Annotated in this window: 23 protein-coding genes; 17 read left to right on the top strand and 6 right to left on the bottom strand. The window is 69.8% G+C overall.

The window, feature by feature from the left end; genetic code table 11:
- The first annotated feature begins 12 nt into the window (after positions 1 to 12).
- The 3 genes from RE421_RS14140 (at position 13) to groL (ending at position 2,827) form a co-directional block, all read left to right on the top strand.
- Positions 13 to 531: a hypothetical protein gene (locus RE421_RS14140; RefSeq protein WP_309811309.1), complete on the top strand. Its 519-nt coding sequence runs from the start codon at positions 13 to 15 to the stop codon at positions 529 to 531.
- Between the two features lie 233 nt (positions 532 to 764).
- Positions 765 to 1,061: a co-chaperone GroES gene (groES, locus tag RE421_RS14135; RefSeq protein ID WP_309811306.1), complete on the top strand. Its 297-nt coding sequence runs from the start codon at positions 765 to 767 to the stop codon at positions 1,059 to 1,061.
- 170 nt (positions 1,062 to 1,231) lie between these two features.
- Positions 1,232 to 2,827 carry a chaperonin GroEL gene (gene groL, locus RE421_RS14130; protein ID WP_309811300.1) on the top strand — a complete coding sequence of 532 codons (1,596 nt, stop codon included), beginning with the start codon at positions 1,232 to 1,234 and terminating at the stop codon, positions 2,825 to 2,827.
- 79 nt (positions 2,828 to 2,906) lie between these two features.
- Here the strand turns inward: groL and RE421_RS14125 are convergent, their stop codons facing one another.
- Complete coding sequence (locus RE421_RS14125; protein ID WP_309817444.1) at positions 2,907 to 3,785, bottom strand: M23 family metallopeptidase; 879 nt, start codon at positions 3,783 to 3,785, stop codon at positions 2,907 to 2,909.
- Positions 3,786 to 4,139: 354 nt separating this feature from the next.
- On the opposite strand from RE421_RS14125, the gene RE421_RS14120 reads away from it, so the two are divergent.
- The 7 genes from RE421_RS14120 (at position 4,140) to RE421_RS14090 (ending at position 9,976) form a co-directional block, all read left to right on the top strand.
- A complete protein-coding gene (locus RE421_RS14120) occupies positions 4,140 to 4,349 on the top strand; it encodes a hypothetical protein (protein ID WP_309811297.1) in 210 nt (69 codons plus the stop codon).
- Between the two features lie 35 nt (positions 4,350 to 4,384).
- A complete protein-coding gene (locus tag RE421_RS14115; RefSeq protein ID WP_309811294.1) occupies positions 4,385 to 4,594 on the top strand; it encodes a hypothetical protein in 210 nt (69 codons plus the stop codon).
- A 94-nt stretch (positions 4,595 to 4,688) separates the two neighbouring features.
- Positions 4,689 to 6,560 (top strand): alpha/beta fold hydrolase, encoded by a 1,872-nt coding sequence (locus RE421_RS14110; protein WP_309811287.1) that lies wholly within the window; start codon positions 4,689 to 4,691, stop codon positions 6,558 to 6,560.
- Complete coding sequence (locus RE421_RS14105; RefSeq protein ID WP_309811285.1) at positions 6,557 to 7,150, top strand: hypothetical protein; 594 nt, start codon at positions 6,557 to 6,559, stop codon at positions 7,148 to 7,150. The genes RE421_RS14110 and RE421_RS14105 overlap by 4 nt, the downstream gene beginning before the upstream one ends.
- A 71-nt stretch (positions 7,151 to 7,221) precedes the next feature.
- Positions 7,222 to 8,076 (top strand): class I SAM-dependent methyltransferase, encoded by an 855-nt coding sequence (locus RE421_RS14100; protein ID WP_309811282.1) that lies wholly within the window; start codon positions 7,222 to 7,224, stop codon positions 8,074 to 8,076.
- Positions 8,073 to 8,234 carry a hypothetical protein gene (locus RE421_RS14095; protein ID WP_309811277.1) on the top strand — a complete coding sequence of 54 codons (162 nt, stop codon included), beginning with the start codon at positions 8,073 to 8,075 and terminating at the stop codon, positions 8,232 to 8,234. Before RE421_RS14100 ends, RE421_RS14095 begins: the two co-directional genes overlap by 4 nt.
- Positions 8,231 to 9,976 (top strand): ABC transporter ATP-binding protein, encoded by a 1,746-nt coding sequence (locus RE421_RS14090; protein ID WP_309811274.1) that lies wholly within the window; start codon positions 8,231 to 8,233, stop codon positions 9,974 to 9,976. Before RE421_RS14095 ends, RE421_RS14090 begins: the two co-directional genes overlap by 4 nt.
- Before the next feature lie 54 nt (positions 9,977 to 10,030).
- Here the strand turns inward: RE421_RS14090 and RE421_RS14085 are convergent, their stop codons facing one another.
- Positions 10,031 to 11,491, bottom strand: a complete 1,461-nt coding sequence (locus RE421_RS14085) for a dicarboxylate/amino acid:cation symporter (protein WP_309811272.1) — start codon at positions 11,489 to 11,491, stop codon at positions 10,031 to 10,033.
- A 231-nt stretch (positions 11,492 to 11,722) separates the two neighbouring features.
- Here RE421_RS14085 and guaB point away from each other — a divergent pair, with 231 nt between their 5' ends.
- Entirely contained in the window at positions 11,723 to 13,267 is a 1,545-nt protein-coding gene (gene guaB / locus RE421_RS14080; protein WP_309811270.1) for an IMP dehydrogenase, read from the top strand.
- A 91-nt stretch (positions 13,268 to 13,358) separates the two neighbouring features.
- Here guaB and RE421_RS14075 read toward each other — a convergent pair whose 3' ends face one another.
- Genes RE421_RS14075 through RE421_RS14065 form a run of 3 tightly spaced genes read right to left on the bottom strand, consistent with a single transcriptional unit; the run spans position 13,359 to position 15,680 of the window.
- A complete protein-coding gene (locus RE421_RS14075; protein ID WP_309811268.1) occupies positions 13,359 to 14,150 on the bottom strand; it encodes an IclR family transcriptional regulator in 792 nt (263 codons plus the stop codon).
- A gap of 49 nt (positions 14,151 to 14,199) precedes the next feature.
- Entirely contained in the window at positions 14,200 to 14,622 is a 423-nt protein-coding gene (locus tag RE421_RS14070; protein WP_309811266.1) for a universal stress protein, read from the bottom strand.
- Positions 14,623 to 14,663: 41 nt separating this feature from the next.
- Entirely contained in the window at positions 14,664 to 15,680 is a 1,017-nt protein-coding gene (locus tag RE421_RS14065; protein ID WP_309811263.1) for a 2-hydroxyacid dehydrogenase, read from the bottom strand.
- Between the two features lie 344 nt (positions 15,681 to 16,024).
- On the opposite strand from RE421_RS14065, the gene RE421_RS14060 reads away from it, so the two are divergent.
- The 6 genes from RE421_RS14060 to RE421_RS14035 are packed head-to-tail and all read left to right on the top strand — an operon-like array spanning position 16,025 to position 22,885.
- Positions 16,025 to 17,677: an ABC transporter substrate-binding protein gene (locus RE421_RS14060; RefSeq protein ID WP_309811260.1), complete on the top strand. Its 1,653-nt coding sequence runs from the start codon at positions 16,025 to 16,027 to the stop codon at positions 17,675 to 17,677.
- A 47-nt stretch (positions 17,678 to 17,724) separates the two neighbouring features.
- On the top strand, positions 17,725 to 18,780 hold the full coding sequence (locus RE421_RS14055; RefSeq protein WP_309811256.1) for an ABC transporter permease: 1,056 nt from the start codon (positions 17,725 to 17,727) through the stop codon (positions 18,778 to 18,780).
- 9 nt (positions 18,781 to 18,789) lie between these two features.
- Positions 18,790 to 19,839 (top strand): ABC transporter permease, encoded by a 1,050-nt coding sequence (locus RE421_RS14050; protein WP_309811252.1) that lies wholly within the window; start codon positions 18,790 to 18,792, stop codon positions 19,837 to 19,839.
- 5 nt (positions 19,840 to 19,844) lie between these two features.
- Positions 19,845 to 20,966: an ABC transporter ATP-binding protein gene (locus tag RE421_RS14045; RefSeq protein WP_309811248.1), complete on the top strand. Its 1,122-nt coding sequence runs from the start codon at positions 19,845 to 19,847 to the stop codon at positions 20,964 to 20,966.
- Entirely contained in the window at positions 20,963 to 22,162 is a 1,200-nt protein-coding gene (locus RE421_RS14040; RefSeq protein ID WP_309811245.1) for an oligopeptide/dipeptide ABC transporter ATP-binding protein, read from the top strand. Before RE421_RS14045 ends, RE421_RS14040 begins: the two co-directional genes overlap by 4 nt.
- Entirely contained in the window at positions 22,163 to 22,885 is a 723-nt protein-coding gene (locus tag RE421_RS14035) for a sulfite exporter TauE/SafE family protein (RefSeq protein ID WP_309811242.1), read from the top strand.
- Positions 22,886 to 22,951: 66 nt separating this feature from the next.
- Here the strand turns inward: RE421_RS14035 and RE421_RS14030 are convergent, their stop codons facing one another.
- Positions 22,952 to 24,070: an ATP-binding protein gene (locus tag RE421_RS14030; protein WP_309811238.1), complete on the bottom strand. Its 1,119-nt coding sequence runs from the start codon at positions 24,068 to 24,070 to the stop codon at positions 22,952 to 22,954.
- Positions 24,071 to 24,186: the final 116 nt, after the last annotated feature.

Below are 24,186 nucleotides of genomic sequence, written 5' to 3'. Positions count from 1 at the left end.
TACGCTGGAACCATGCCTAGCCGTCCCGCCCCGCGCCTGCCGTTGCCCGATTCCGCGCGCCGCCACGAGCACGTGGATCCTGACCGGGACGGCGAACCGGGATTCGACTTCTTCGGCCGCTTCGAGGACGAACTCCCGGCCACGGGACCGCAGGCCAGGGACGACGACGGCCCCCGCCACCCCGGTGACCTCGCCTCGGGAGCCGGCCGGGCCGACGTCGGGCGCGGTTCCCGCGCCTCCCAGCAGGCGGCGACCGCCCCGCTGTGGTGCAAGGTCCTGTTGTACGCGTCCATGGCGGTGGGGGTGGTGGCGGCGCTGCTGCTGATCATCACGGTGATCGCGCAGGTGTTCGTGGCCGGCACCTACACCCTCGGCGGTGGGGACCTGCTCTCCGACTCCGAGACGGCCGGTGCCGTCCGCCGGGACGTGGTCTGGGTCCCCCTGACCGGGCCGCTGATCGCGCTCGGTGCGGCGTTCGCGGGGCTGTGCGTGGCCGCCGTCGGGATCTTCCGGGCGCGCCAGAACGCCTGAGCGCACTCGGTGACGCCAGCGGGACGCGCGCCTTGGCACTCGCCTTGACCGAGTGCTAAAGCCCGCCTAGAGTCATTTCTGGCACTCCGGGGCACCGGGTGCTAAGCCTGAAGGACCTGCCATCCGGCACCCGCGACGACGGTTGGCCAGCCTCCGGCGCACAACATCATCAATAGACGCCGGCCGGCCTGGAACATGGCCCCGGCCCACCCCGAAAGAAGGAGAGTACAGACGTGTCTGTCTCCATCAAGCCCCTTGAGGATCGTATTGTTGTCCGTCCGCTGGAAGCCGAGCAGACCACCGCGTCCGGCCTGGTGATCCCGGATACCGCCAAGGAGAAGCCGCAGGAGGGTCAGGTCGTGGCCGTCGGCGCCGGTCGCGTTGACGACAACGGCAACCGCGTCCCGGTGGACGTGGCCGAGGGCGACGTGGTCCTGTACTCCAAGTACGGCGGCACCGAGGTCAAGGTCGGCGGCGAGGAGTACCTCGTGCTCTCCGCCCGCGACGTGCTGGCCATCGTCACCAAGTGATCTTCCGCCGGGCTCCACTTTTCGGGCAGAGAACACTAGTGGTTCCTGCCAGGACAGTGCGGTCCGGCTGACGCGTCCGGGCCCGGCCAGGCACTTCGGCCGGCCGGGCCCGATCGCGTCCACCCACTCTTCTCTGATCCTTCAGATCCTTTACGAAAGGAGCTTCGTTCATGGCGAAGCAGCTAGCCTTCAACGACGAGGCGCGACGCGCCCTCCAGGCCGGTATCGACAAGTTGGCCGACACGGTCAAGGTCACCCTGGGCCCCAAGGGCCGCAACGTGGTCCTGGACAAGTCCTGGGGCGCCCCGACCATCACCAACGACGGTGTGACGATCGCCCGTGACATCGAGCTGGACGACGCCTACGAGAACATGGGCGCCCAGCTGGCCAAGGAAGTGGCCACCAAGACCAACGACGTGGCCGGCGACGGCACCACCACCGCCACCGTGCTGGCCCAGGCCCTCGTGAACGAGGGCATGCGCCAGGTGGCCGCCGGTGCCGCCCCGAACGAGATCAAGCGGGGCATCGAGGCCGCCGTGGCCGCCATCGACGCCCGCCTGGCCTCCAACGCCGTGGACGTCTCCGGCAACCAGGTCGCCAACGTGGCCGCCATCTCCGCCCAGTCGGACGAGATCGGTGAGCTGCTGGCCCGCGCCTTCGACACCGTGGGCACGGACGGCGTCATCACCATCGAGGAGTCCTCGACCACCTCCACCGAGCTGGTCATCACCGAGGGCATGCAGTTCGACAAGGGCTACCTGTCCCCGTACATGGTGACCGACGCCGAGCGCCAGGAAGCCGTCCTCGAGGACCCCTACATCCTGCTGAACTCCGGCAAGATCTCCAACGTGCAGGAGTTCCTGCCGCTGCTGGAGAAGGTCCTGCAGGCCAACAAGCCGCTGTTCATCATCGCCGAGGACATCGAGGGCGAGGCCCTGTCCACCCTCGTCGTCAACAAGATCCGCGGCACGCTCAACGTCGTGGCCGTCAAGGCCCCGGGCTTCGGCGACCGCCGCAAGGCCATGATGCAGGACATCGCCACCCTCACCGGTGCGCAGGTGGTCTCCCCGGACCTCGGCATGAAGCTGGACCAGGTGGGCACCGAGGTGCTCGGCACCGCCCGCCGCGTGACCGTCACCAAGGACAACACCACCATCGTCGAGGGCGCAGGCTCCTCGGACGAGGTGGCCGGCCGCGTGGCACAGATCAAGTCCGAGATCGAGAACACCGATTCCGACTGGGACCGCGAGAAGCTGCAGGAGCGCCTGGCGAAGCTGGCCGGCGGTGTGGGCGTCATCAAGGTCGGCGCCGCCACCGAGGTCGAGCTCAAGGAGTCCAAGCACCGCATCGAGGACGCCGTGTCCTCCACCCGTGCGGCCCTGGAGGAGGGCATCGTGGCCGGCGGCGGTACCGCGCTGATCAACGCCCTCACCGCCCTGGACGAGGACGAGGCCATCAAGGCCCTGTCCGGCGACGCCGTGTCCGGTGTGGGCATCGTCCGCAAGGCGCTGCACGAGCCGCTGCGCTGGATCGCCCAGAACGCCGGCGAGGACGGCTACGTGGTCACCTCCCGCGTGGCCGAGCTGGAGCCGAACTTCGGCTTCAACGCCAAGACCGGCGAGTACGGCGACCTGCTGGCCCAGGGCGTCATCGACCCCGTCAAGGTCACCCGCTCGGCGCTGCTCAACGCGGCCTCGATCGCTGCGCTGGTGCTGACCACCGAGACCCTCGTGGCGGACAAGCGCGAGGACGAGGACGAGAAGTAACCTTCCCTCCCTCAGGCACAAAGTGACTCCACCCCGTCCGAACGGACGGGGTGGAGTCACTTTGTGCCTTGCTGGGTGTCTAAGCCGGGCCGGGGGCGTCGAAGTACTGGCCGTTGGCCGGGAAGCCGGGGACGGCGCTGGGCCTGGCGTATCCGGTGGCCCAGCGGAGGCTGAGCCGTTCGGGGTCGACCTCCACCCCGGACCACTGCATGGGGAGCCCTGCGGCGGACTCCGGCCGCGGCCGATCCATGAGCTGCACGTGGAGGTGCGGTTCCGAGGAGTTGCCGGTGTTGCCGACCTGTCCCAGGGTCTGGCCCGCGGCCACCCGATCCCCGGCGCGGACGGTCGCCGACGACCGGCGCAGGTGGGCATAGGCCGAGAACGTCGAGTCGTCGTGCCGGATGATCACCCGGTTGCCCAGGATGGCCGGCGCCCCGCCGAGCAGCCTGAAGAAGCCCTCAAGGGTCAGCATCCAGATCAGTCCCGGCCACGCATCGCGGGCACGGTGGTCGCGGAGGTGATCGGAGACGTGCACCACCGTCCCGGCGGCCATGGCCACCACGGGAGTGCCGAAGCTCGGGTAGTCCTCCGGGCTGCGCCCGAGCAGGGTCCGGCCCCGCGTCCCGGGTGCACCGGCGTCCTCCCGCAGGACGTCCACGGCGTACATCTGGCCGTGGGCGCGCACCCGGTGACTGGGGACCCGTGAACCCGGGCTGTTGAAGGCGACCCATCGGCCGCGCACCGGGGCGCACAGGACGACGGGTTCCGGCCTCCGGGCCGGCGGGCGGACCAGGAACAGCAGCAGGGGCACCACCATGCAGAGGACTGCCCACACGCGGGGTAGGGGCACGGCGGGCATGATCAGCACGGACAGGATGAACAGGCGTACCCACCAGGTCTGCCACCGGGCGATGGCCCGCCGCAGTGCATGGATTCCCGGTTCGGCGTTCGACGGCATCACGCGAGGTCCGGGGCAGGGCACGGGAAGACCATGGCCTCCACCCTAGCGACCACGGACTGCGGCGGAACCGGCACTTTTGTCCATGCTCGACCGTGCACTTTTGTCCATTCTTCAGTAGACCCCGTCGATCCGGTTGAGTTCGACGCCGCATCCTTGTTACTGTCCGATTGTTCACGCCATGACAGATGATTCCGCTGATTGATTCACCTTGAGGCGTTGCGGTTATTTGAGGAGGGGGCTCATCAAATTGTCGTTTTCTCTCCCATTTTGTCGCGCCCGAAAATTACATCTTCGGATCAGGTGGCACCCACTGTAGAGACACCCACTGTAGAGAAAAGGACATTAGTGACAATGACTGCTGTAGCCGATTTCATGAATGCCCAGGATATCGATTTCGAGGGCGGTGCCCTGTCCGTCGCGGGCGCGCCGGTGCTGGGTACCCCTGCCGCCGCGGCCCCCGTGGCCGTGGCCACGTGCTGGAAGGTGGCCGGCGGGGTGGCCGGGTTCGGTGCCGTCGTCGGTGCCGCCGCCGCACTGTTCACCGTGGCCAACGGCGACTGAATCCACCACATCCATACTGCGAGAGGGAACCCATCATGAAGACCGTCACCGAAGTGATGAATGAGAAGGCCTCCTACGACCTGACCCACGGGGCGGTGGCGCCGAGCTCAGCGGCGCGGATCAACCCGGTCCTCGCCACGCCCGGACTGGTGGCCTTCGGTGCGGCCTTCGCCAAGGGCGCGGCTGCCGGTGGCGCCGTGGTCGCGGCGGGGATCGCTGCCTACACCGTGACCGGCGACAGCTAGTCGGTCAACGCTCAATCCCTGGTGCGCGCCGAAACTCTCCGGCGCGCATCAGGGATTGTCCTCGACGATTCCGCACACGTAGAAAGCAGATTCAGTGAAGGTTTCCGAAGCGCTGAAATCGCTCTTCCGCCCCGTCAGCGTGGGAAGGGAGCAGGCGATGGTGGTCTCCGAGAGGATCGTCTCGATCGCCACCACGATCTCCTCCCTGGAGTATCTGGTCCAACACCGCCATATGGATCCCGGAGGCCTCAACGACTGGGACAGCATCAAGAAGGCCCGGGAGATCGACAACCGGGTCCTGCGCTCCGTGGTCTCGCGGCTCAGCGGGAAGCGGATATCCCTGGGCGTCCATGCCGGGCGGCTGGCGGCCAGCGCGGGGCTCCTGGTCCTGCCTTCCTCGTGGTCCACCGCCCGCGGCGTGCTCAACCTCTACAACGCGGTGTCCTCCGCGCTCTTGACCCCCCGGCATCGCTTCGGCACGGACGGATCCGACCAGGTGGGCAACCTCGTCCAGACCTTCAACGGCCTGGCGCGGCTCTCCGCGTCCCCGCGGTCCAAGGACACGTTCCTCTGGGGACTCGCGCTCCAGACGGGCATGGCCTACGGCCTGTCCGGATGGGTCAAGATGGCGGGTCCGCTGTGGCGGGACGGAAGCGCCCTCTCCGGGATCATGCGAACCAAGACGTACGGTTCCGAGCCGTTCTTCCGCTGGACCCAGAACTCTCCGAAGCTTGCCCGGACGGTGACCCAGGCCGCCCTGGCCTTCGAGTCACTGTTCCCCCTGGTGTTCCTCGCACGGGGACGGCTGACGAAGTCCTTCCTGCTCACCGGCCTGGGCTTCCATGCCGTCAACGCCGTCCTGATGGGCCTGGGCCGCTTCCTGTTGGCGTTCCCCGCGATGTACCCGGCACTGGCCTATGTCACGGTACCCAAGGACCACCCGATCGGGCGGGAGCGGGACGACTCCGTGCTGCCGCTCCTGGGCCTGGGCGCCGTCGCGGTCGGCGTCTACGCCTGGCTGGTGAAGACCAACCGACGGAAAATCGTGCTGGAGGGCTGGCCGCACACCCTCTCGATGACCACCCGGAGGGGCAACGAGTACCGGTATGAATGGGGCGGACCCCGGGGGGACGACTCCGAGCCGGTCTACCTGTTCACCCCGGCCATGGCGGCCACCGCAGAGCATTTCGCGTGGATCACGGAGAGCCTGGCGTACAACCACGGCAAGCGGGTGGTGATGGCCAGCCGCCCGGGCTATGCGGCCAGTCTGCGCCACGCCACAGACGAGTTCACCCTGGACGAGGCGCTCGACGACCTGGAGGACCTGGTGGCCGAGACGGTCGCCCCGGATCAGCAGGTGGTGCTGATCGGGCACTCCCTGGGCGGAGAACTCGTCCGGCGCCTGGCCTTGCGCCTGGGCGCCTCCAAGGTCCAAGCGGTCGTCTACCTGGACCCGACCCACCCCGCTGAACTCCATCGTTCCGAGCAGCAGCGCGAGGGCGCCGAGAAGATGACGGACTCGCTGGAACAGATGGTCCGCTATCTGCGGTGGGGTACCGGTTTCCTGATGAAGCGGCCGCAATGGGTCGACTCCTTCCCCCACAACTACCGGGAGCGCCACATGGCGCACTTCGCGGACTCCCGGCTCTGGGAGGCGGCGTTGCGTGAGTGGAACGCGGTGTACGAGGAGATGCTGGCCTTCGCGGGCCCCCTTCAGGTGCCCGATGTCCCGGCCCTACTCATCGCCGCCGATGACACGCTGAACAGCTTTCCGGAGCAGGGGGAGTTGTACGCGGAGATGGTGCCGGGCAGCGAGATCGAGGCCCGACAGGACCGCCAGTACCGGATCCTCCCGCACGCCAATCATGACTCCATGCTCAGCGACAGCAAGGTGGCCGAGCAGGTCGTCGGTCACCTGACGGCCTTCGTGCGGGAACAGAACAGGGCAGAGGTGGTGGCGTCATGAACGCGGTGCACGGATTGATGGAGCCCGTCCGCAGGAGCATCCAGGACGAGGGGCTGCTGCCCCGCCTGGCGGTGGCCGGTGCGACGCTGCTGACCCTTGCCGCCCAGCATCCGCACGCCAATTTCAATGGCCCTCGCGGCCGGTGGGACGTCTTCTCCTCCATACCGAACTGGAAGTTCTTCGCCCCCTATCCGGCCACCAAGGACTACCACTACACCTACCGGGTGCGTACGGCCCAGGGGGAGACGCTCCTGTGGCAGGAAGTCGACCTCGTCGTCCCCCGGCAACTACGCCATGCCCTCTGGTTCGCGAGCCGACGGACGGGAAAGGCCGTCTTCGACATCTGCAGCAGCCTCATGTCCAGGGTCGCCGAGCCCAGCAGCGGGCACGTCAGCACCTATCCCGAGTACCAACTGATGACGGAGTTCATCCGCCGTCAGATCGGGGAGGACCATCCCGACGTCGAGGTGAGCGACTTCCAGTTCGCCATCGTGGAGTCATCGGGCTATGACGAGTCGGAGGACCCCCGTCCTGTCTTCATCTCGATGACCGAGCCCTTCGACGCGGCGGAGTCCCTGTACAGCTACTGAGCCGGCAGGACCTGCGGGGAGGGGGTGGAGACCTCGTGACCGCAGGCGTGTCGGCCGACAAGGAGGAACGTATGACCGATGCATCCATGACCGCCACGCACTCCGGTGGCGAGGTGCAGGGCCGGGACGGCGTCGAGGACATCGGCTACGGCCGTGAGTTCGCCCCGTTCTATGACCGGATCTTCCAGCATGACGAGGCGGCGGAGATCACTGCCGACGGACTGGCCCGGATCCATCCGGACGTCGCGCAGGGAACCCTGGAGCTCGGGGTCGGCACGGGCCGCATCGCCCTGCCGCTGGCCCGGCGCATCGGCCCCGTCGACGCCGTGGACTCCTCGGTGGAGATGCTGGCCGCCCTGGAGGGGAACCGTGACGGCGAACCCGTCCATGCCCTGCACGGGAACTTCGTCCACGAGTTGCCGGACCGCAGCTACGGGATGATCTTCGCGGTCTGCCAGACCATGTCGATGGTCGGCAGCCGCGCGGACCAGCGCCGGGCGATGCACCAGGTGGCCCAAGCGCTGGCCCCCGGGGGGATCTTCGTGGTCGAGACGGGAAACCCCCTGCAGGTGCACTCCCTCATGGGCGCACAGAACCCCGCGGTGACCACGGTCCCGCTGGAGGCGCAGGGCGGGTGGCTGACCACCTACTCCCAGGTCACCGAGTCCGAGCCCGGGGTCGAGACCTGGCGTTGCCGCCAGATCTGGATCGAGCGTGACGGCAGCTTCCACACGGGAGTCGAACAGTCACTCCTGACGCCCGTGGAGGTCATGGACCAGCTGGCGGCAGAGGCCGGGCTGGTTCCGGAGCTGCTGTTCGGCACCTGGTCGGGTGCCCCCTACGGGGATGAGGCCCCGTTGTACATCAGAAGCTATCGCCGGCCGCCTGAGGCGGAGCCGGTGACGAGGGAAGGAGCAGCGCAGTGAAACCGACTGAAGCCCTGATGGGAGCGGCCGTGGGCATCGTCTCGGGATTGGTGTTGGCACAGTTCGTAGACCTCATCCCCGCCATCGTGATCGCGGTCATCACCGGCGTCTCCGTCGCCTTCGCCGCGCGCACCGCGACCGGTAGACCCGAAGGGTGAGGCTCCGATCGCTCACCGCCGCCCAGGGGCCCCTGCTCAGTGCGGGGATCCTCCTGTCACTGGTGGGGACCTTCGCCATGCTGGTCCAGCCGCTGCTGGTGGCCGCCTTGATCAGCACCCTGGTGGCCGGCGAGTCCGCGGCGGCGGAGGTCATCGCCTTGGTCGTCCTGTTCTCCGCCGACGTGCTCTGCGGCGCCGTGGGCAGCTACCTGGTGGCGCGTGCCGGCGAGAACATCGTCCTGGATCTGAGGACCGCGGTGATGAGCCGCATCCTCCGGGCCAGGATTCCCGCGGTGTCCACCTGGGACCGCGGAGACCTCTTCACGCGGGCCTCGGCGGACACCTCGCTGGCCCGGGTGGCCCTGTCCTCCTCGGTCTCGCAGCTGGCGACCTCCGTCCTGTCCGTGGCCGGCTGCCTGGTGATGATGTTCGTCCTGGACGCCTGGCTGGGCCTGCTGACCGTCGCCACGATCGGCGTGACCTCCCTGGCCTGCGTCGGGCTGGTCAGGGCCATCCGCACGTCCGCGGTGGAGAACCGCGAGCACAACTCCGACTTCGGTTCCGTCATCCTGTCCCAGCTGTCCAACCTGGAGACGGTCAAGGCACTGCGGGCCGAGGACGCGGAACTCGGCCGGGCCACGGCGGAGGCGTCCCGCGCCCGCGGGTCCGGATTGAAGGTCGCGCGCATCGCCGCGCTGCTGACACCGGCCATGAACGTCGGCACCCAGCTGTCCCTGGCCCTGGTGATCATCGTGGGCGCCGCCCGCGCGGGACAGGGTCTGATGGCCCTGGACGCGTTGGTGGCCTTCGTCCTCTACCTGCTGTACCTCGTCTCCCCCCTGGTGGTGGCCCTGATGTCCGTCTCGCAGTTCCAGCAGGGGCGGGCGGCCCTCGACCGGGTCGGCGAACTGACCGGGTTGGAGTCCGAGACGACCGTGGCCCACGGATCCGGAGTGCCGGGCCGATCAGGGGTGCCGGACCGGGGGAGTGGCGCCGGTGAGCTGGTGCGGTTCAGCGATGTCCGGCTGACCTACCCCGGGCGTGAGGAACCCGCCCTGCGGGGCGTGGACCTCGTGCTGCCCGCGCGGGGACTCTCCGCCATCGTGGGCCCGTCGGGGGCCGGGAAGTCCACGGTCTTCAAGGTGCTGGAGCGCTTCTACGAACCGGACGCCGGGTCCGTCCTCTGGCGGGGCGCTGACATCCGGTCCATGCCCTTGGAAGAGCTGCGCGGACGGATGGGCTTCGTCAGTCAGGACGGCAGCCTGATGCGCGGTTCGGTGTGGGACAACATCACCCTGGGAGCCTCGGACGCCTCCCGGGACGCCATCTGGGACGTGCTGCGCGAGGTGGGGCTCGAGGAGGCCGTCCGCAACCTTCCCCTGGGGCTGGACCAGCCTCTCGGGGACGACGGCGCGGGCCTCTCGGGCGGGCAGCGTCAACGGCTCGCGCTGGCCCGCGTGCTGATCCACCAACCGGACCTGCTGCTGCTCGACGAGGCGACGGCCCACCTGGACTCGGATTCCGAGGCCCGGATCTCCAGCATCATCGCGACGCTGGCCGAGAGCATCCAGGTGGTCCTGATCGCCCACCGCCTATCCTCCGTGGTGGGGGCCGACCAGATCATCGTGCTCGAGGACGGGCTGGTGACCGGTTCAGGCCGCCATGGCGAGCTGGTGCAGGTCCACGAGACCTACCGACGGCTGGTCTCCCAGCAGTTCGAGCAGCCCGTGGCCGGTCACTGACCCGGCACCCGCTCGGCCGGGCAGCCCGCCGGAGGCAGGCTGCCCGGCCGGTGCTCAGGTGCGGGCCGACTCGGTGCCGCGCTCCGCACCGGTGCCGGCGCCGCCGTCGTTGTTGGTCTCGAGGGGTGCGTCCTCGGCGGCATCATCGGCGAGCAGGTTGCCGCCGGTGCGGGAGGCGTTGTACTTCTCCTCGTCCAGGATGCCCTCCTGCTTGGAGACGAGGGCGGGGACCAGCGCCTGGCCCACCACGTTCACGCCGGTGCGGCCCATGTCCACGATCGGGTCGACGGCCAGCAGCAGCCCGACGCCGGCCAGCGGCAGTCCCAGCGTGGAGAGGGTCAGCGTGAGCATGACGACGCCGCCGGTGGTGCCCGCGGTCGCCGCGGAGCCGAGCACGGACACGAGGATGATCAGCAGGTAGTCGCTCCAGGCGAGGTCGATGCCAAAGAACTGGGCCACGAACATCGCGGCGATGGCGGGGTAGATCGCGGCGCAGCCGTCCATCTTGGTGGTGGCGCCCAGTGGCACGGCGAAAGCGGCGTAGCCCCGCGGGACGCCGAAGTTGCGCTCGGCCACGCGCTGGGTCACGGGCAGGGTGCCGATGGAGGAGCGGGAGACGAAGCCCATCTGGAAGGCCGGCCACATGCCGGTGAAGTACTGGCGGACGGACAGTCCGTGGAACTTGGCCAGCAGCGGGTAGACCACGAGCAGCACGACCGCCAGGCCCACGTAGATCGCGATGACGAACTTCAGCAGGGTGCCCATGGTGTCCCAGCCGTAGGAAGCCACGGCGTTGCCGATCAGGCCGACGGTGCCCAGCGGGGCGATGCGGATGATCCACCACAGCACCTTCTGGATGACCTCGAGCGTGGAGGCGGAGAAGTCCAGGAAGGGCTTGGCCTTCTCGCCGAGCTTGAGGGCGGCCACACCCACGGCGATCGAGATGACGAGGATCTGCAGGATGTTGAAGCTGACCGAGGTGGACAGGGAACCGTCCTCGGCGGCGGTGGTCGAGGCGGACAGGCCCAGGAAGTTGGAGGGGATCAGCCCCTGCAGGAAGGCCCACCAGCTGCCGGTCCTGCCCTCGTACTCCGGCGGGGCGGCCTGGCCGGTGCCGACGCCGGGCTGCATGACGGCGCCGATCACCAGCCCGATCACCACGGCGATGAACGAGGTGATGGCGAACCACAGCAGGGTCTTCGCGGCCAGCCGGGCGGCGTTGGTCACCTGCGCCAGGTTCGCGATCGAGGCGACGACGGCGAAGAACACCAGGGGCACCACGGCCGCGCGCAGCAGCGAGACGTAGCTCGAGCCGAGGACCTCCAGGGTGGTGCCCAGTCCGTTCGGAGTGTCGGCGGTGTGCCCGGTGGACCGGGCCACGAGGCCCAGGACGAGTCCGAGGACGAGGGCGGCCAGGATCTGGGCGCCGAAGTTGGTCATCCACCCGGGCAGGCGGCGGCGGGGTGCTGCCGGCGTCTGCCCGGTGGTCGGTGCGGTGTTGGTCGAGGAGTTCACCGCAGAAGGTTAGCTCTCCATTACCACAATCCGGCAATGGTGTTGCGTCAGATGACGTCACTGTGACCCAGCTGACCGCCGGGAGATGGCGTGACTCGGGCCACGCGCGGAAATAGAGCGGAATAGACCGGCGACCGGGCGGCGTTTCACAGCCACTACTCCCAGCGACCCACCCGCCGGTGGCGGGCCTAGACTGGTCGCAATCCCAGCAGACTGAAAGGCCCCACGCCCGTGAGTGCACAGATCCCCGGCCCCTCGTCAGAACCGGTGGCCACCGCCGCCGATCCCTTCGGCTTCGTCGGCCTGACGTATGACGACGTCCTGCTGCTGCCGAACATGACGGATGTCATCCCGGCCGAGGCGGACACCGCCACGCGGCTGACCCGGCGCATCTCCATCAACACCCCGATCGTCTCCGCCGCCATGGACACGGTCACCGAGGCGCCGCTGGCCATCTCGCTGGCCCGCCAGGGCGGGCTGGGCATCATCCACCGCAACCTCTCCATCGAGGACCAGGCCGCCCACGTGGACCGCGTCAAGCGCTCCGAGTCCGGGATGATCTCGGACCCCGTCACCGTGGGCCCGGACGCCACCCTGGCCGAGTGGGACGACCTCTGTGCCCAGTTCCGCGTCTCCGGGCTCCCCGTGGTGGACGCCTCCAACACGCTGCTGGGCATCATCACCAACCGGGACACGCGCTTCATCCCCGGCTCCGAGTTCGAGCACCGCACCGTGGCCTCGGCCATGACCAGGATGCCGTTGATCACCGCCCGGGTGGGCATTCCCCGGGAGGAGACCATCCGCCTGCTCTCGGAGCACCGGATCGAGAAGCTCCCGCTGGTCGACGACGCGAACAAGCTCCAGGGCCTGATCACCGTCAAGGACTTCGACAAGGCGGAGCAGTATCCGGACGCCACCAAGGACGAGGAGGGCCGGCTGCGCGTCGGCGGCGCCGTCGGTTTCTTCGGGGACGGCTACGAGCGCGCCATGGCCCTGGTGGAGGCCGGCGCGGACGTGCTCGTGGTGGACACCGCCAACGGGCACACGCAGGGCGTGCTGGACATGATCGCCCGGCTGAAGAAGGACCCGTCCTCGGCGCACGTGGACATCATCGGCGGCCAGGCCGCCACCTACGCCGGGGCCAAGGCGATCGTGGATGCCGGCGCGGATGCCGTGAAGGTGGGCGTGGGCCCGGGCTCGATCTGCACCACCCGCGTGGTGGCCGGCGTCGGCGTCCCGCAGATCACCGCCATCTATGAGGCGGCCAAGGCCACCATCCCCGCGGGGATCCCCCTGATCGCCGACGGCGGCCTGCAGCATTCCGGTGACATCGGCAAGGCGCTGGTCGCCGGGGCGGACTCCGTGATGCTCGGCTCGCTGCTGGCGGGCACCGCAGAATCCCCGGGTGACCTGGTGTTCTACAACGGCAAGCAGTTCAAGGCCTACCGCGGCATGGGCTCCCTGGGCGCCATGCAGACCCGCAACGGCCAGCGCTCCTTCTCCAAGGACCGCTACTTCCAGGCGGACGTGCCCAGTGAGGACAAGCTGATCCCGGAGGGCATCGAGGGCCAGGTGCCCTACCGCGGCCCGCTCTCCGCCGTGGTGCACCAGCTCGTCGGCGGACTGCGCCAGACCATGTTCTACACCGGCGCCGCCACCATCGCCGACCTGAAGCAGAACGGCCGCTTCGTGCGCATCACCCCGGCCGGGCTGAAGGAGTCGCACCCGCACGACATCATGATGACCGTGGAGGCGCCGAACTACCGCACGCGCTGACCCCTCACGTTGAGTCTGGAGGGATTCACGCCCAGGAGACCTTTTCGCGTGAATCCCTCCAGACACACGATGGACCGCTGCGGGGGACCGGTCAGCGCAGCCCGTCGAGGATCCTCCGGGCGGCCTCGCGGAGCACCAGGGCGGCCTCCCGTTCGCGGGCGGCGGTCAGGGAGGCTGCGCGGAAGGACACGGAGAGCCCGTCCAGGGGGCGCTCGGCCGGCGTCGTGTCCGGCATGGGGACGGCCACGCAGGCGATCTCGGGATTGTTCTGGCCGTCCTCGCGGGCGTAGCCACGCTCCCGGGTCACCTGCAGGATGCGCCGCAGCTCGGCCGGGTCGGTCACGGTCTGGGCCGTGAGCCGCTCCAGGGGGCGTGCCCCGAGGGCCGCGGGGTCCGGCAGGGTGCTCAGCACGGCCTGACCGATCGCGGTGGCGTGGGCGGGCAGCCGGCGTCCCACGCGCGGTGCGGACCGTTCACGACCGGGCGCCTCCCACGTGGCGAGGTAGACCACGTCGCTCCCGTCCAGGCGGCCGAAGTTCACCGTGGCGTTCAGGTCCTGGCCGACCTCGGCGAGCACGGGGCGGACCACCGCGAGCGTGGCGTCGGCGTCCAGGTAGGTGGTGCCGGCCAGCAGGGCGCGGATGCCGATGCTGTACTCGGTGTTCAGCGGGTCCGTGCGCACCCACCCGGCGTCCACGAGCGTGCGGAGCAGAGCGTAGACGCTGCTGCGCGGGGCGCCCATGCGTTCGCAGAGGTCGCGGATGGTGACGGGGGCGGTGCCCCGTTCGGCCAGCAGCTCGAGGACCTCGATGGTCCGGGCGGCGGACTTGACCTCACGCACCCCGTTGGCGGCGGCTCGCCCGGGGGCGGTCGTCTCGGTCATCGTGCCATCGCCCTCCTTCGTGCGGTGGGCCCATCCTAGGGTCCGCTGCTCAGCGGCGGGGTCCGACGCGCACCTTGACCGCGTGGACGGGGCAGCCGGCCTCGAGCAGAACCCGCTGGGAGGTGGAGCCGAGGAAGAGCTTGCCCACGGGGGAGCGGCGGCGCAACCCGATGACCACCATCGCCGTGTCCTCCTGGTAGGACGCGTCGATCAGCGCGTCGCCGAGGTCGGCCCCTTCCGGCAGCTCGCCGACGGTGACGGTGACCCCGTGATCCCGCGCGTACCGGACCACCTCCGGATCCGGTGTGGCCGCGGCGGCCGGCGGGCCGGCGTCGTTCCCGGCCTGCTGGGCCGGACCTGCCGGGTCCGGAAGGAGCACGACGCCGGCCCCGCGCAGTGCCGCTTCATCGATCGCCGCGTAGGTGGCGGCCTGGGACTCGGGGGTGGCGGTGAGGCCGACGACGATGTTCACGGGTACCTCCGGGTGGCGGGAAGGGCTGCGGACGGGGCGGGTCAGCTGATCGGGGTGAGCAGGGTGCCATCCGCCAGGTAGCGGCGCAGGTTGGACAGGACCAGCTCGGCCATGTCCGCCCGGGTCTCGCGGGTGCCGCTGCCCACGTGGGGCAACAGCACCACGTTCTCGAGGCCGAACAGGGCTTCGGGGACCTGGGGCTCCCGCTCGTACACGTCCAGTCCGGCGCCGGCGATGGTGCCCTCGGTCAGGGCGGCGACGAGGGCGTCCTCGTCCACCACCGTGCCGCGGGCGATGTTGACCAGGTGGCCCTGCGGGCCGAGGGCGGCGAGCTCGGCCGCACCCACGATCCCCACGCTGTCCGGACCGCCGGAGGCCGCGACGACGAGGACGTCCACGGCCTCGGCGAGCTCGCGCACGGTCCGGTGGTAGGTGTACCCGGACTCCGGGCGTTCGCTGCGGTTGTGATAGTGGATCCGGCAGCCGAAGGCCCCCAGTCGCTGAGCGATGGCGGTGCCGATGCGGCCCAGGCCGAGGATGCCCACGGTGCGGCCGCTGGCGCGGGCGGTCAGGGGGAAGCCCTCGCCGGCGGCCCACCGGCCGGCGCGCACGAAGCGGTCCGCGGCGGAGACCTGCCGCAGGGTGTCCAGGTAGAGGGCGAGGGCGGTGTCCGCCACGCAGTCGTTGAGCACGTCCGGGGTGTTGCTCAGGGGGATGCCGCGCTCGGCGGCCTGGGCCACGTCCGTGGCGTCATAGCCGACGCCGAAGTTGATGATGGCCTCCAGGTCGGGCAGCGAGCGCATGAGCTCCGTGTCCACGCCGACGCGGCCGGAGCACACGGCGATCCGGATCCCGCCGGCCTGCTCGGCGAGGAACGCGGCCCGCTCGGCCGGGTCGCTCGGCAGCACCAGGGCGTCGAACTCCTCGTCCAGGGTCCGGGCCACCTGCGGGTTCACGGGGCCGACGCGCAGGATGCGCTGGGCGGTGGCGGCGGTGCCGGTGGGCGCGGGGGCCGCGGCGGCGGCGGCGGCGCTGGCGGCAGAGGTGTCGGTGGTCATGCCCCGACCCTAGGAACGTGGTCCAGCCCGCGTCCAACACGGAGAACGCATTGATCAATACCCCGAGGGCATGGTTGATCCCTCAACCGCGGAATCTCGCGGCTCGTCGCATGGTGCGGGGGCGAGCCGGACGGCTTTGCGGCGACCCCGGGGCCGTGGGGCGCCCGATCGAGTGCCCGGAGGCCTTGACTCCCCGTGACGGGCATCACAGGCTTGTTCCTAGTCCGGATCGGACGTCTACATCCGTAGACACCCATCCCCCCCGCATCTGTTCCGCCGTACCCCCTCACTCCCACCCTTTCCACCGATTCCCACCGTTCCCACCGTTTCGAAGGAAGACCACCATGCGTGAACACCGCACCGTGACACCCCGCACCGTGACACCCCGCACCGTGACACCCCGCACCGTGAGCCCCCGCACCGGACGCGCCGGCGTCCGGCGACACCGCCGCCTGCCCCTGGCCACCCTGGCCGTGGCCATGGGGTCCGGCCTGGTCCTGTCCGGCTGCGGCGTGGCCAACTCCGAGGACGCCGCCGGCGGCTCGGCTGAGGGCGGCACCCCGGAGACCCTGCGCGTGGTGCTCCAGCAGGAGCCGCCCACGCTGGAGCCGTGCGAGGCCAACCTGACCAGCACGGGCGTGGTGGACCGCTCCACCATCACCGAGCCGCTCGTGGAGCGGAATCCCTCCACGGGAGATCTCGAGCCCAAGCTCGCCACCGAGTGGTCATCGGAGGACGACACCACCTGGACCTTCACCCTCCGCGAGGGCGTGACATTCCACGACGGTTCGGAGTTCACCGCCGAGGACGCCGCGCACACCATCGAGCGCGCCGTGAACTCGGACCTCGGCTGCAACGTGGAGGGCTATGTCTTCGGTGACGACGACCTCGAGGTCGAGGTCGTCGACGACACGACCCTGGAGGTCACCGCCGCCCAGGCCGACCCGATCCTCCCGCTGCGGCTGTCCTTCCTCGAGGTGGTCCCGGCCGAGACCTCGGACACCGAGAAGGTCCGCGAGCCGATCGGCACCGGCCCCTACCAGCTGGACACGTGGAACCCGGGCCAGAGCATCGAGGTCTCGGCCTACGGGGAGTACTGGGGCGAGGCCCCGGCCTTCCCGAAGGCGCAGTACCAGTGGCGCGAGGAGTCCTCCGTCCGGGCCGCCATGATCACCTCCGGTGAGGCGGAGATCGCCACGGGCCTGAGCCCCGAGGACCAGATCGGCGAGCTGGGCGTGCCGTACCCGAACAATGAGACGATCGCCCTGCGCATGCACGCCGAGTCCGAGCCGTTCAACGACATCCGGGTCCGCCAGGCCGTGAACTACGCCATCGACAAGGAGGGCATCGTCGCCAGCCTCTACGGCGGACGGGACGAGGTCGCCGCCCAGCTGGTGCCGGAGGGCGTGGTCGGTCACAACGAGTCCCTCGAGGGCTGGCCCTATGACCCGGAGGAGGCCAAGAGGCTCGTCGAGGAGGCCCAGGCCGACGGCGTGGACACCTCCGCCCCGATCAGCATGATCGTCCGCTCGGCGCAGTTCCCGCGCATCGAGGAGCTGGGCCAGGTCCTGCAGGAGCAGCTCTCCCAGGCCGGGCTCAACGTCAACCTCAAGATGATGGAGACGAGCCAGCACCTCACGTACCAGGTCCGCCCGTTCGTGGAGGACGAGGGCGCCATCCTGCACCTGACCCAGCACGGCAACCAGGCCGGTGACGCCGCCTTCACCGTGGAGCAGTACATGCTCTCCGACGGTGCCCAGAGCGCCTTCGGCACGGAGGAGTTCGACCAGATGATCATGGAGGCCGGCCAGCAGAGCGGCGAGGAGCGCGCCGCGGCCTACGAGGAGGTCTTCGCGTACCAGAACGAGGAGGTCGTCCAGTTCGCCCACCTCGCCCACCAGACCGGCATGCTCGGCATCGCCGACTCGGTGAGCTACGAGCCGAACTCCTCCTCCGGTGACGAGCTGCGCCTGGCCGAGGTCACCCCGGCCGGCTGACACGGGCCAGCCGACACCGCACTGATCGAGGATCCCTGGGAGGACCCATGCTGACGTATCTGCGCAAGCGCATCATCTCGAGCTTGCTGCCCCTGGTGGTTGTGGTGGTGGGCGTCTTCGCCCTGGCCCGGATGACGGGCAACCCCGCGGCGCTGTACCTGCCCCTGAACGCGACCGAGCAGATGCGGGAGGACTTCATCACCCGCAACGGCCTGGACCAGCCGCTCTGGGTGCAGATGGGGGAGTACTTCGGCGGGGTCCTCCGGCTGGACTTCGGCACCTCCCTGAGGACGGGGGAGGCGGCGGGGGAGATGGCCCTGCGCGCCTTCCCCGCCACCCTCCAGCTGGCGGCGACGACCATGGTCATCGCCATCGTGCTGGCCGTGATCGTCGGCAGCTGGGCGGCCCTGCGGCCCAACGGCGTGGTGGACCGGATCGCGAGCTTCTTCTCCATGGCGGCCGCCTCCATCCCCGACTTCTGGTTGGCCATCGTGGGCATCTGGATCTTCGCCATCACCCTCGGCTGGCTGCCGACCTCCGGCGTCATCGGCGCCGAGGCCTGGGTGCTGCCGATCGCGACCCTGGCCCTGCGGCCCTTCGGGGCCCTGGTCCAGGTGATCCGCGGGGCCATGGTCTCCGCCCTGTCCGAGCCCTACATCAAGCTCGCCCGCTCCAAGGGCGCCTCGCAGACGCGGGTCGTCACCCGGCACGCCCTGCGCAACGCGGCGGCCCCGGGGCTGACGGTCGCCGGCGACCTCACCGTGGGCCTGGTCAACGGCGCCGTGGTGGTGGAGACGATCTTCGGCTGGCCCGGCATCGGCAAGCTGATGATCGACTCGATCCTGCAGCGCGACTTCGCCGTCCTGCAGGCCTGCGTGCTGCTGACGGCCATCGCCATCTTCGTCCTGAACATCGTCATCGACCTGCTCTACGCCCTGCTGGACCCCCGCGTGCGGCCCGCCGCGGCCGGCCGCCGGCGCCGGGGGAAGGTGAACGCGGACGCCGGAGGTGACGGGGCCGCCGTCGTACCCTCCGGCACAGACCAGGGCCCGACGCCGGCCCGCCCGGGTTCCCCGGCCGACCTCACCACCGCACGGGCATAGGAGGAAACCATGTCCACCACCCCAGATTCCCCGGTCACCCCGGCAGAGACGTCCGCGCCGGCCGGGAAGCTCGAGGCCTCCAAGCCCTCGGGCCGGCCCGGCATGTTCCGCATGCTGTTGCGGGACCCCTTCGCCACCGCGGGCGCGCTCATCCTGCTGATCGTCGGCGCCACCGCTGTCTTCGGCCCGATGCTGATGGGCGACCTCGCCACGAAACAGGACCTGATGTTCGCCAACCAGGCGCCGTTCGACCTGTCCAACGGCTGGGAGTTCATCCTGGGCTCGGACTCGCTGGGCCGGTCCATGCTCGCCCGCCTCGTGGTCGCCACCCGCACCACCCTGCTGGTGGCCCTGCCCGCCGTGCTGATCGCCATGGTCATCGGTTCCCTGTGGGGCGTCTGGGCGGGCTACCACCGCGGGGTCCGGGAGACCGTGTCCATGCGCATCGCGGACATCATCATGTCCTTCCCGTCCCTGCTGCTGGCCGTGGTGGTGCTGTACGTGTTCAGCCCCTCGATCGCCAACATCGTGCTGATCCTGGCGATCACCCGCATCCCCATCTACCTGCGTACCGCCCGCGCCGAGTCCGCCGAGCTGCAGAGCCGCACGTTCGTGGACGCGGCCCGCACCTTCGGCACTCGGCCCAACTCGATCATCCGCCGGCACGTCATCCCCATCGTCACGCCGACCATCCTCACGCTGGCCACCCTCGAGTTCTGCTACGTGATGCTGGCGGAGTCCTCCCTGAGCTTCCTGGGCATCGGCATCCAGCCGCCGGACGTCTCCTGGGGCCTGATGGTCGCCCAGGGGCGGCAGTACCTGCAGACCGCCTGGTGGCTGTCCATCCTGCCGGGACTGGCCATCGTCATCACGGCGATCGCCGCGAACATGCTGGCCGCCTGGCTGCGCATTGCCACCGATCCCGCCCAGCGTTGGCGGCTGGCCCTGCCGGGCCGGAAGAGGATGATGCGCCGCGTGCCCGCCAAGGCAGCCGCCGACGCCGCCCCGGTAGCCACGGCGACCTCCGCGACCACCCAGACCACCCAGGAGAAGCAGTGATCACCATGACCTCCGCACCCGCCCCCTCCCGTGACGCCACGGACGGCTCGGGAACCGTCCTCGAAGTGACCGGCCTGGACGTGGACATCCGCACCCCGGCCGGCACCGTGCGGGCCGTCAGCGACGTGCGCTTCGCCGCCACCGCCGGCCGCACCCTGGCCCTGCTGGGGGAGTCCGGCTGCGGCAAGTCGATGACCGCCAAGGCGATCGCCGGCCAGCTGGACGCCGTGGCCCACGTGGCGGGCGGCACCGTGATGCTGGGCGGCGAGGACCTCAACACGGTCAGCGCCAAGCGCCGCCGGGCCATCGCCGGGGTGGAGCTCGGGATCGTCTTCCAGGACGCGCTGACGGCGCTGAATCCCGTCTATACCGTGGGAACCCAGCTCGGCGAGGCGTTCCGCATCCACCGGGGGCTGAACGCGAAGAAGGCCAAGGCCGAGGCCATCGAGCTGATGCGCCGCGTGGGCATCCCGGAGCCGGAGTCCCGGGTGGACGCCTACCCGCACCAGTTCTCCGGGGGCATGCGCCAGCGCATCCTCATTGCCATGGCGGTGGCCCTCGGGCCGCGGCTGCTGATCGCGGACGAGCCCACCACCGCCCTGGACGTCACGGTGCAGGCCCAGATCATGGAGCTGTTACGCCGGCTGCGCGCCGAGGAGAACATGGCCGTGGTGCTCATCACCCATGACCTCGCGGTGGTGGCCGAGGAGGCCGACACCGTGTGCGTCATGTACGCCGGCAACGTGGTGGAGCAGGGCCCCGTGGAACAGGTGTTCGCCACCCCCACCCACCCCTACACCAAGGGACTGCTGGACTCCGTGCCCACCGGGGCCGAGCGCGGCGGGGACCTGAACTCGATCCCGGGCAATCCGCCCGAGCTCAAGGACATCCCGCCGGGCTGCGTCTACCAGGACCGCTGCCCGCTGGCCCGGGAGGTCTGCCGCGCCGAGCGTCCCGCCCTGCGCGAGACCACGCCCGGCCAGTTCGCCGCCTGCCATTTCTCCGAGGAGCTGCTCGCGGCGCACCCGCCGGCCGTCACCACCACGGACACGGCATCCGCTGAACCCAGCGAACCCAGCGAACCCGCTGAGCCCACTGATTCCACCGAACCGGAGGTCCGAGCATGACCGCCACCCTGACCCATGAGGCCCCGGCCCCCACCGCCGGCACCGCCCTCCAGGTCGAGAACGTGACCAAGACCTTCCACGTGGCGCGCAGCGCCTCCGGCAACGACCGCCTGAAGGCCCTGGACGGAGTCAGCCTCACGATTGGGCGTGGGGAGACCGTGGGCCTGGTGGGGGAGTCCGGTTGCGGCAAGTCCACCCTGGCCCGCACCCTGATGCTGCTCGAGACTCCGGACTCCGGGTCCATCACCTTCGAGGGCCGGGACCCGTTCTCGCTGCGCGGCAAGGAACTGATGGCCTGGCGCCGCCGCGTGCAGATGGTCTTCCAGGATCCCTTCGCCTCCCTCAACGCGCGCATGACGGCCGGGGAGATCATCTCCGAGCCGTGGGCCACGCACCGGAGCCTGTACAAGACCGCACGGGAGCGGGACGCCCGGCTGCGCGAGCTGCTCCAGCTGGTCGGCCTGCGGTCCTCGGACGCGAAGAAGTCCCCGCAGGAGTTCTCCGGCGGCCAGCGCCAGCGCATCGGCATCGCCCGAGCACTTGCGCTGAACCCGGACCTGATCATCCTGGACGAGCCCGTCTCCGCCCTGGACCTCTCCGTGCAGGCCCAGGTGCTGAACCTGCTCAACGAGCTGCAGCAGAAGCTCGGGGTGAGCTACCTGTTCATCTCCCATGACCTCTCCGTGGTCCGCCACGTCACCGACCGGGTGGCCGTGATGTACCTGGGCCGGATCATCGAGACCGGCACCACCGAGGACGTCTTCGAGCGCCCGCTGCACCCGTACACGGCGGCGCTGATGTCCGCCTCGCCGAAGTTGGACCCCGCCGAACGGCCCGCGGAGCGGATCGTGCTGCGCGGCGAGCTGCCCTCCCCACTGGACCCGCCGTCGGGCTGTAGGTTCCGGACCCGCTGCTGGAAGGCCCAGGACATCTGCGCCACCGAGCGGCCCGCGGCGCGGACCGCGGAGGAGGCCGGGCGCACGACGGCGGCCCTGCCGGCTCCCGCGCTCCGCCGGCCCGGCGCGGTGTGGAGCCTCGGGACCGGCCACGGCTCCGAGCCCGGCGCCGGCTCGGCCTGGCCGGACGGCACCCCCGTGCCGGAGCAGGCGGGGATGGCGGACTTCACGCACCTGGCCGAGTGCCACTTCCCCATGGAGGAACCGGCGGCGCCGCAGCAGCCCGCTACGGTGGGCTAGGTGGACCCGGGCACCTTCGCACTCATCGCCGCTGTCGTCTTCGTCGGATCGGCCCTGCAGGGCTCGATCGGTTTCGGCGCGGGCATGGTCGCCGCCCCCGTCATCGCCCTCGTGGAGCCCGAGCTGCTGCCGGCCCTCGTGGTGATGTTCGCCTGCCTGCTGGCGCTGATGGTCACCCTGCGCGAACGCGCCCACCTGGACCTCGGCGGCGCCGCGTGGGCGCTGGCCGGGCGGCTGCCGGGCAGCGCGCTCGGGGCCCTGCTGGTGTTGGTGCTGCCCGTGACGGCCCTGTCCTGGGTGGTGGTGGCCTCCGTGGTCGTGGGCGTGGGCTCGGCCTTCCTGGGCTGGCGCCCCGCCCCCACCCGCACGGCGCTGGTCACCGCCGGGGCGCTGTCCGGGATCATGGGCACCTCCACCTCGATCGGCGGGGCGCCCATGGCCATCGTCTGGCAGGGCCAGGAGCCGGCGCGGCTGCGGGGGACCATGAGCGCGTTCTTCCTCGTCGGCTCCATCACCTCCGTGCTGCTGCTGGCGGCGGTCGGCTCCGTGACGTGGAACGCGGTGCAGGTGGTCCTCTGGCTCATCCCCGCCGTGGCCGCCGGGTTCTTGCTCTCCCGCCGGCTCAACCGGTGGCTGGACGCCGAACGCCTGCGCCTGGCCGGGCTGGTGCTGGCCCTCGGCGGGGCGGGGCTGTTGGTGGTGCGGTTGTTGTTGGAGATGTGAGTTCGCATATTCCAACGTCCCCTACGTCGTCACCGAGCCCATGCCAGGAACAGCTCGGCCCCAACGTCAGTGCTCCCGGCGGCGAATGAATTCTGCCATGCCAGGCACGGTAAAGGCGACCTTGCCGTGCTCCGGGGAGTAGACGAGACCCTTGTTGATGAGCCCGGCCCGGGCCGGCCCCAGGCTCGTGATCTTCTTGCCAATTCTCTCGGCCACGTTGCCGCTCAGGGACGGTCCCTCGCCGTCCTGGGCCATCGCCGAGAGGTAATCTCGTTCTGCCGGGGTGGCCCGGTCCCAGCGGGACGGGAAGAACCCGGAGTCGAGGTTGGCCTTACCGATCAGGGCCGCGGCTCGGGCGGCTTCGGCAGTGAACGGGCTGGTCTCAGCGACGGACCACATAGCCGACCCGAACTCCTGCAGGAAGTATGGGTAACACCCGGACTCGCGGAGCATGACTTCCATCGCCTCCTCCGAGTAACTGGCGTCCAGGTCCTTCAAGGGGCCAGCCAGAGATTCCTGGGCGGACGGCTCGTTCAGTCTGCCCACGGTGCGGTAGTCGAATAGCCGTTCGGCGTAGCTTCGGCTGTCGGCCAGGTGGGCTGGCAAGCTGGGCAGGCCGGCGCCGATGAGGAAGAACGGCAGCTCGCGCTGGTTGGCGTAGTGCTGGGTGGCGATCAGGGCCTCAGTGAGCTCATCATCAAGGTCCTGCATCTCGTCGATGAAGATGCATAGGCCCTTTCCCTCTCCACGGATGGCCAGGCCGATGTCCTCCACGACGTCCTCGAGGTCCAGCTCCAGGCTCCCAGTAGAGGCGCGAGACAGGTCCCGGTCTACACCGAGGCTAAATCCTTCAACCCCGAGCCCGATGCTGAACGAGGTGACGGAGGCAAGCATGTTCTTCACCGGATCCAGGGTGGATCTGGCTCGGTACTTGGATGAGGCCTTGATGAGACCTTGAGCGATGGATCGGCGGGCGACTCCCTTACCGTTGTTTCCGGGACGGGCCTCGAACTGGACGGTCAGCCAGTCGTGGGCGTCGGCGAGTCCACGGAGCCGGTTGAGCAGTACGGTCTTTCCGACTCCTCGCAGGCCCGACAAAATGATGGGCCGTGCGGGCATCTGACGGCTCGTGCGGGCAATCAGAGTCTGAAAGGCCTGAATGTCAGGGTCACGGCCAGCCAGCACGCGCGGGGCGACCCGGATCCGGGGTTGTAGGGGTTCAATACGGGGTCCACATGGGCAGTGTAGCGCTTTATACACGATTATAGGGCCTTATTGCCCTACCCAATAGAGTGCTATAA

The sequence above is a fragment of the Citricoccus sp. I39-566 genome (assembly GCF_031432995.1).
GTDB lineage: Bacteria > Actinomycetota > Actinomycetes > Actinomycetales > Micrococcaceae > Citricoccus > Citricoccus nitrophenolicus_A.
The sequence above is the reverse complement of the archived record's forward strand: the minus strand, read 5'-3'. Positions and strand labels throughout refer to the sequence as shown.

Excerpts from the sequence above, each read along its gene's own strand:
- groL (WP_309811300.1), top strand. The coding sequence starts at position 1,232 with ATGGCGAAGCAGCTAGCCTTCAACGACGAGGCGCGACGCGCCCTCCAG.
- RE421_RS14065 (WP_309811263.1), bottom strand. The coding sequence starts at position 15,680 with ATGACCACCGACACCTCTGCCGCCAGCGCCGCCGCCGCCGCCGCGGCC.
- RE421_RS14055 (WP_309811256.1), top strand. The coding sequence starts at position 17,725 with ATGCTGACGTATCTGCGCAAGCGCATCATCTCGAGCTTGCTGCCCCTG.
- RE421_RS14045 (WP_309811248.1), top strand. The coding sequence starts at position 19,845 with ATGACCTCCGCACCCGCCCCCTCCCGTGACGCCACGGACGGCTCGGGA.
- RE421_RS14115 (WP_309811294.1), top strand. The coding sequence starts at position 4,385 with ATGAAGACCGTCACCGAAGTGATGAATGAGAAGGCCTCCTACGACCTG.
- RE421_RS14105 (WP_309811285.1), top strand. The coding sequence starts at position 6,557 with ATGAACGCGGTGCACGGATTGATGGAGCCCGTCCGCAGGAGCATCCAG.
- RE421_RS14100 (WP_309811282.1), top strand. The coding sequence starts at position 7,222 with ATGACCGATGCATCCATGACCGCCACGCACTCCGGTGGCGAGGTGCAG.
- RE421_RS14125 (WP_309817444.1), bottom strand. The coding sequence starts at position 3,785 with ATGCCGTCGAACGCCGAACCGGGAATCCATGCACTGCGGCGGGCCATC.
- RE421_RS14050 (WP_309811252.1), top strand. The coding sequence starts at position 18,790 with ATGTCCACCACCCCAGATTCCCCGGTCACCCCGGCAGAGACGTCCGCG.
- RE421_RS14040 (WP_309811245.1), top strand. The coding sequence starts at position 20,963 with ATGACCGCCACCCTGACCCATGAGGCCCCGGCCCCCACCGCCGGCACC.
- RE421_RS14075 (WP_309811268.1), bottom strand. The coding sequence starts at position 14,150 with ATGACCGAGACGACCGCCCCCGGGCGAGCCGCCGCCAACGGGGTGCGT.
- RE421_RS14120 (WP_309811297.1), top strand. The coding sequence starts at position 4,140 with ATGACTGCTGTAGCCGATTTCATGAATGCCCAGGATATCGATTTCGAG.
- RE421_RS14060 (WP_309811260.1), top strand. The coding sequence starts at position 16,025 with ATGCGTGAACACCGCACCGTGACACCCCGCACCGTGACACCCCGCACC.
- RE421_RS14140 (WP_309811309.1), top strand. The coding sequence starts at position 13 with ATGCCTAGCCGTCCCGCCCCGCGCCTGCCGTTGCCCGATTCCGCGCGC.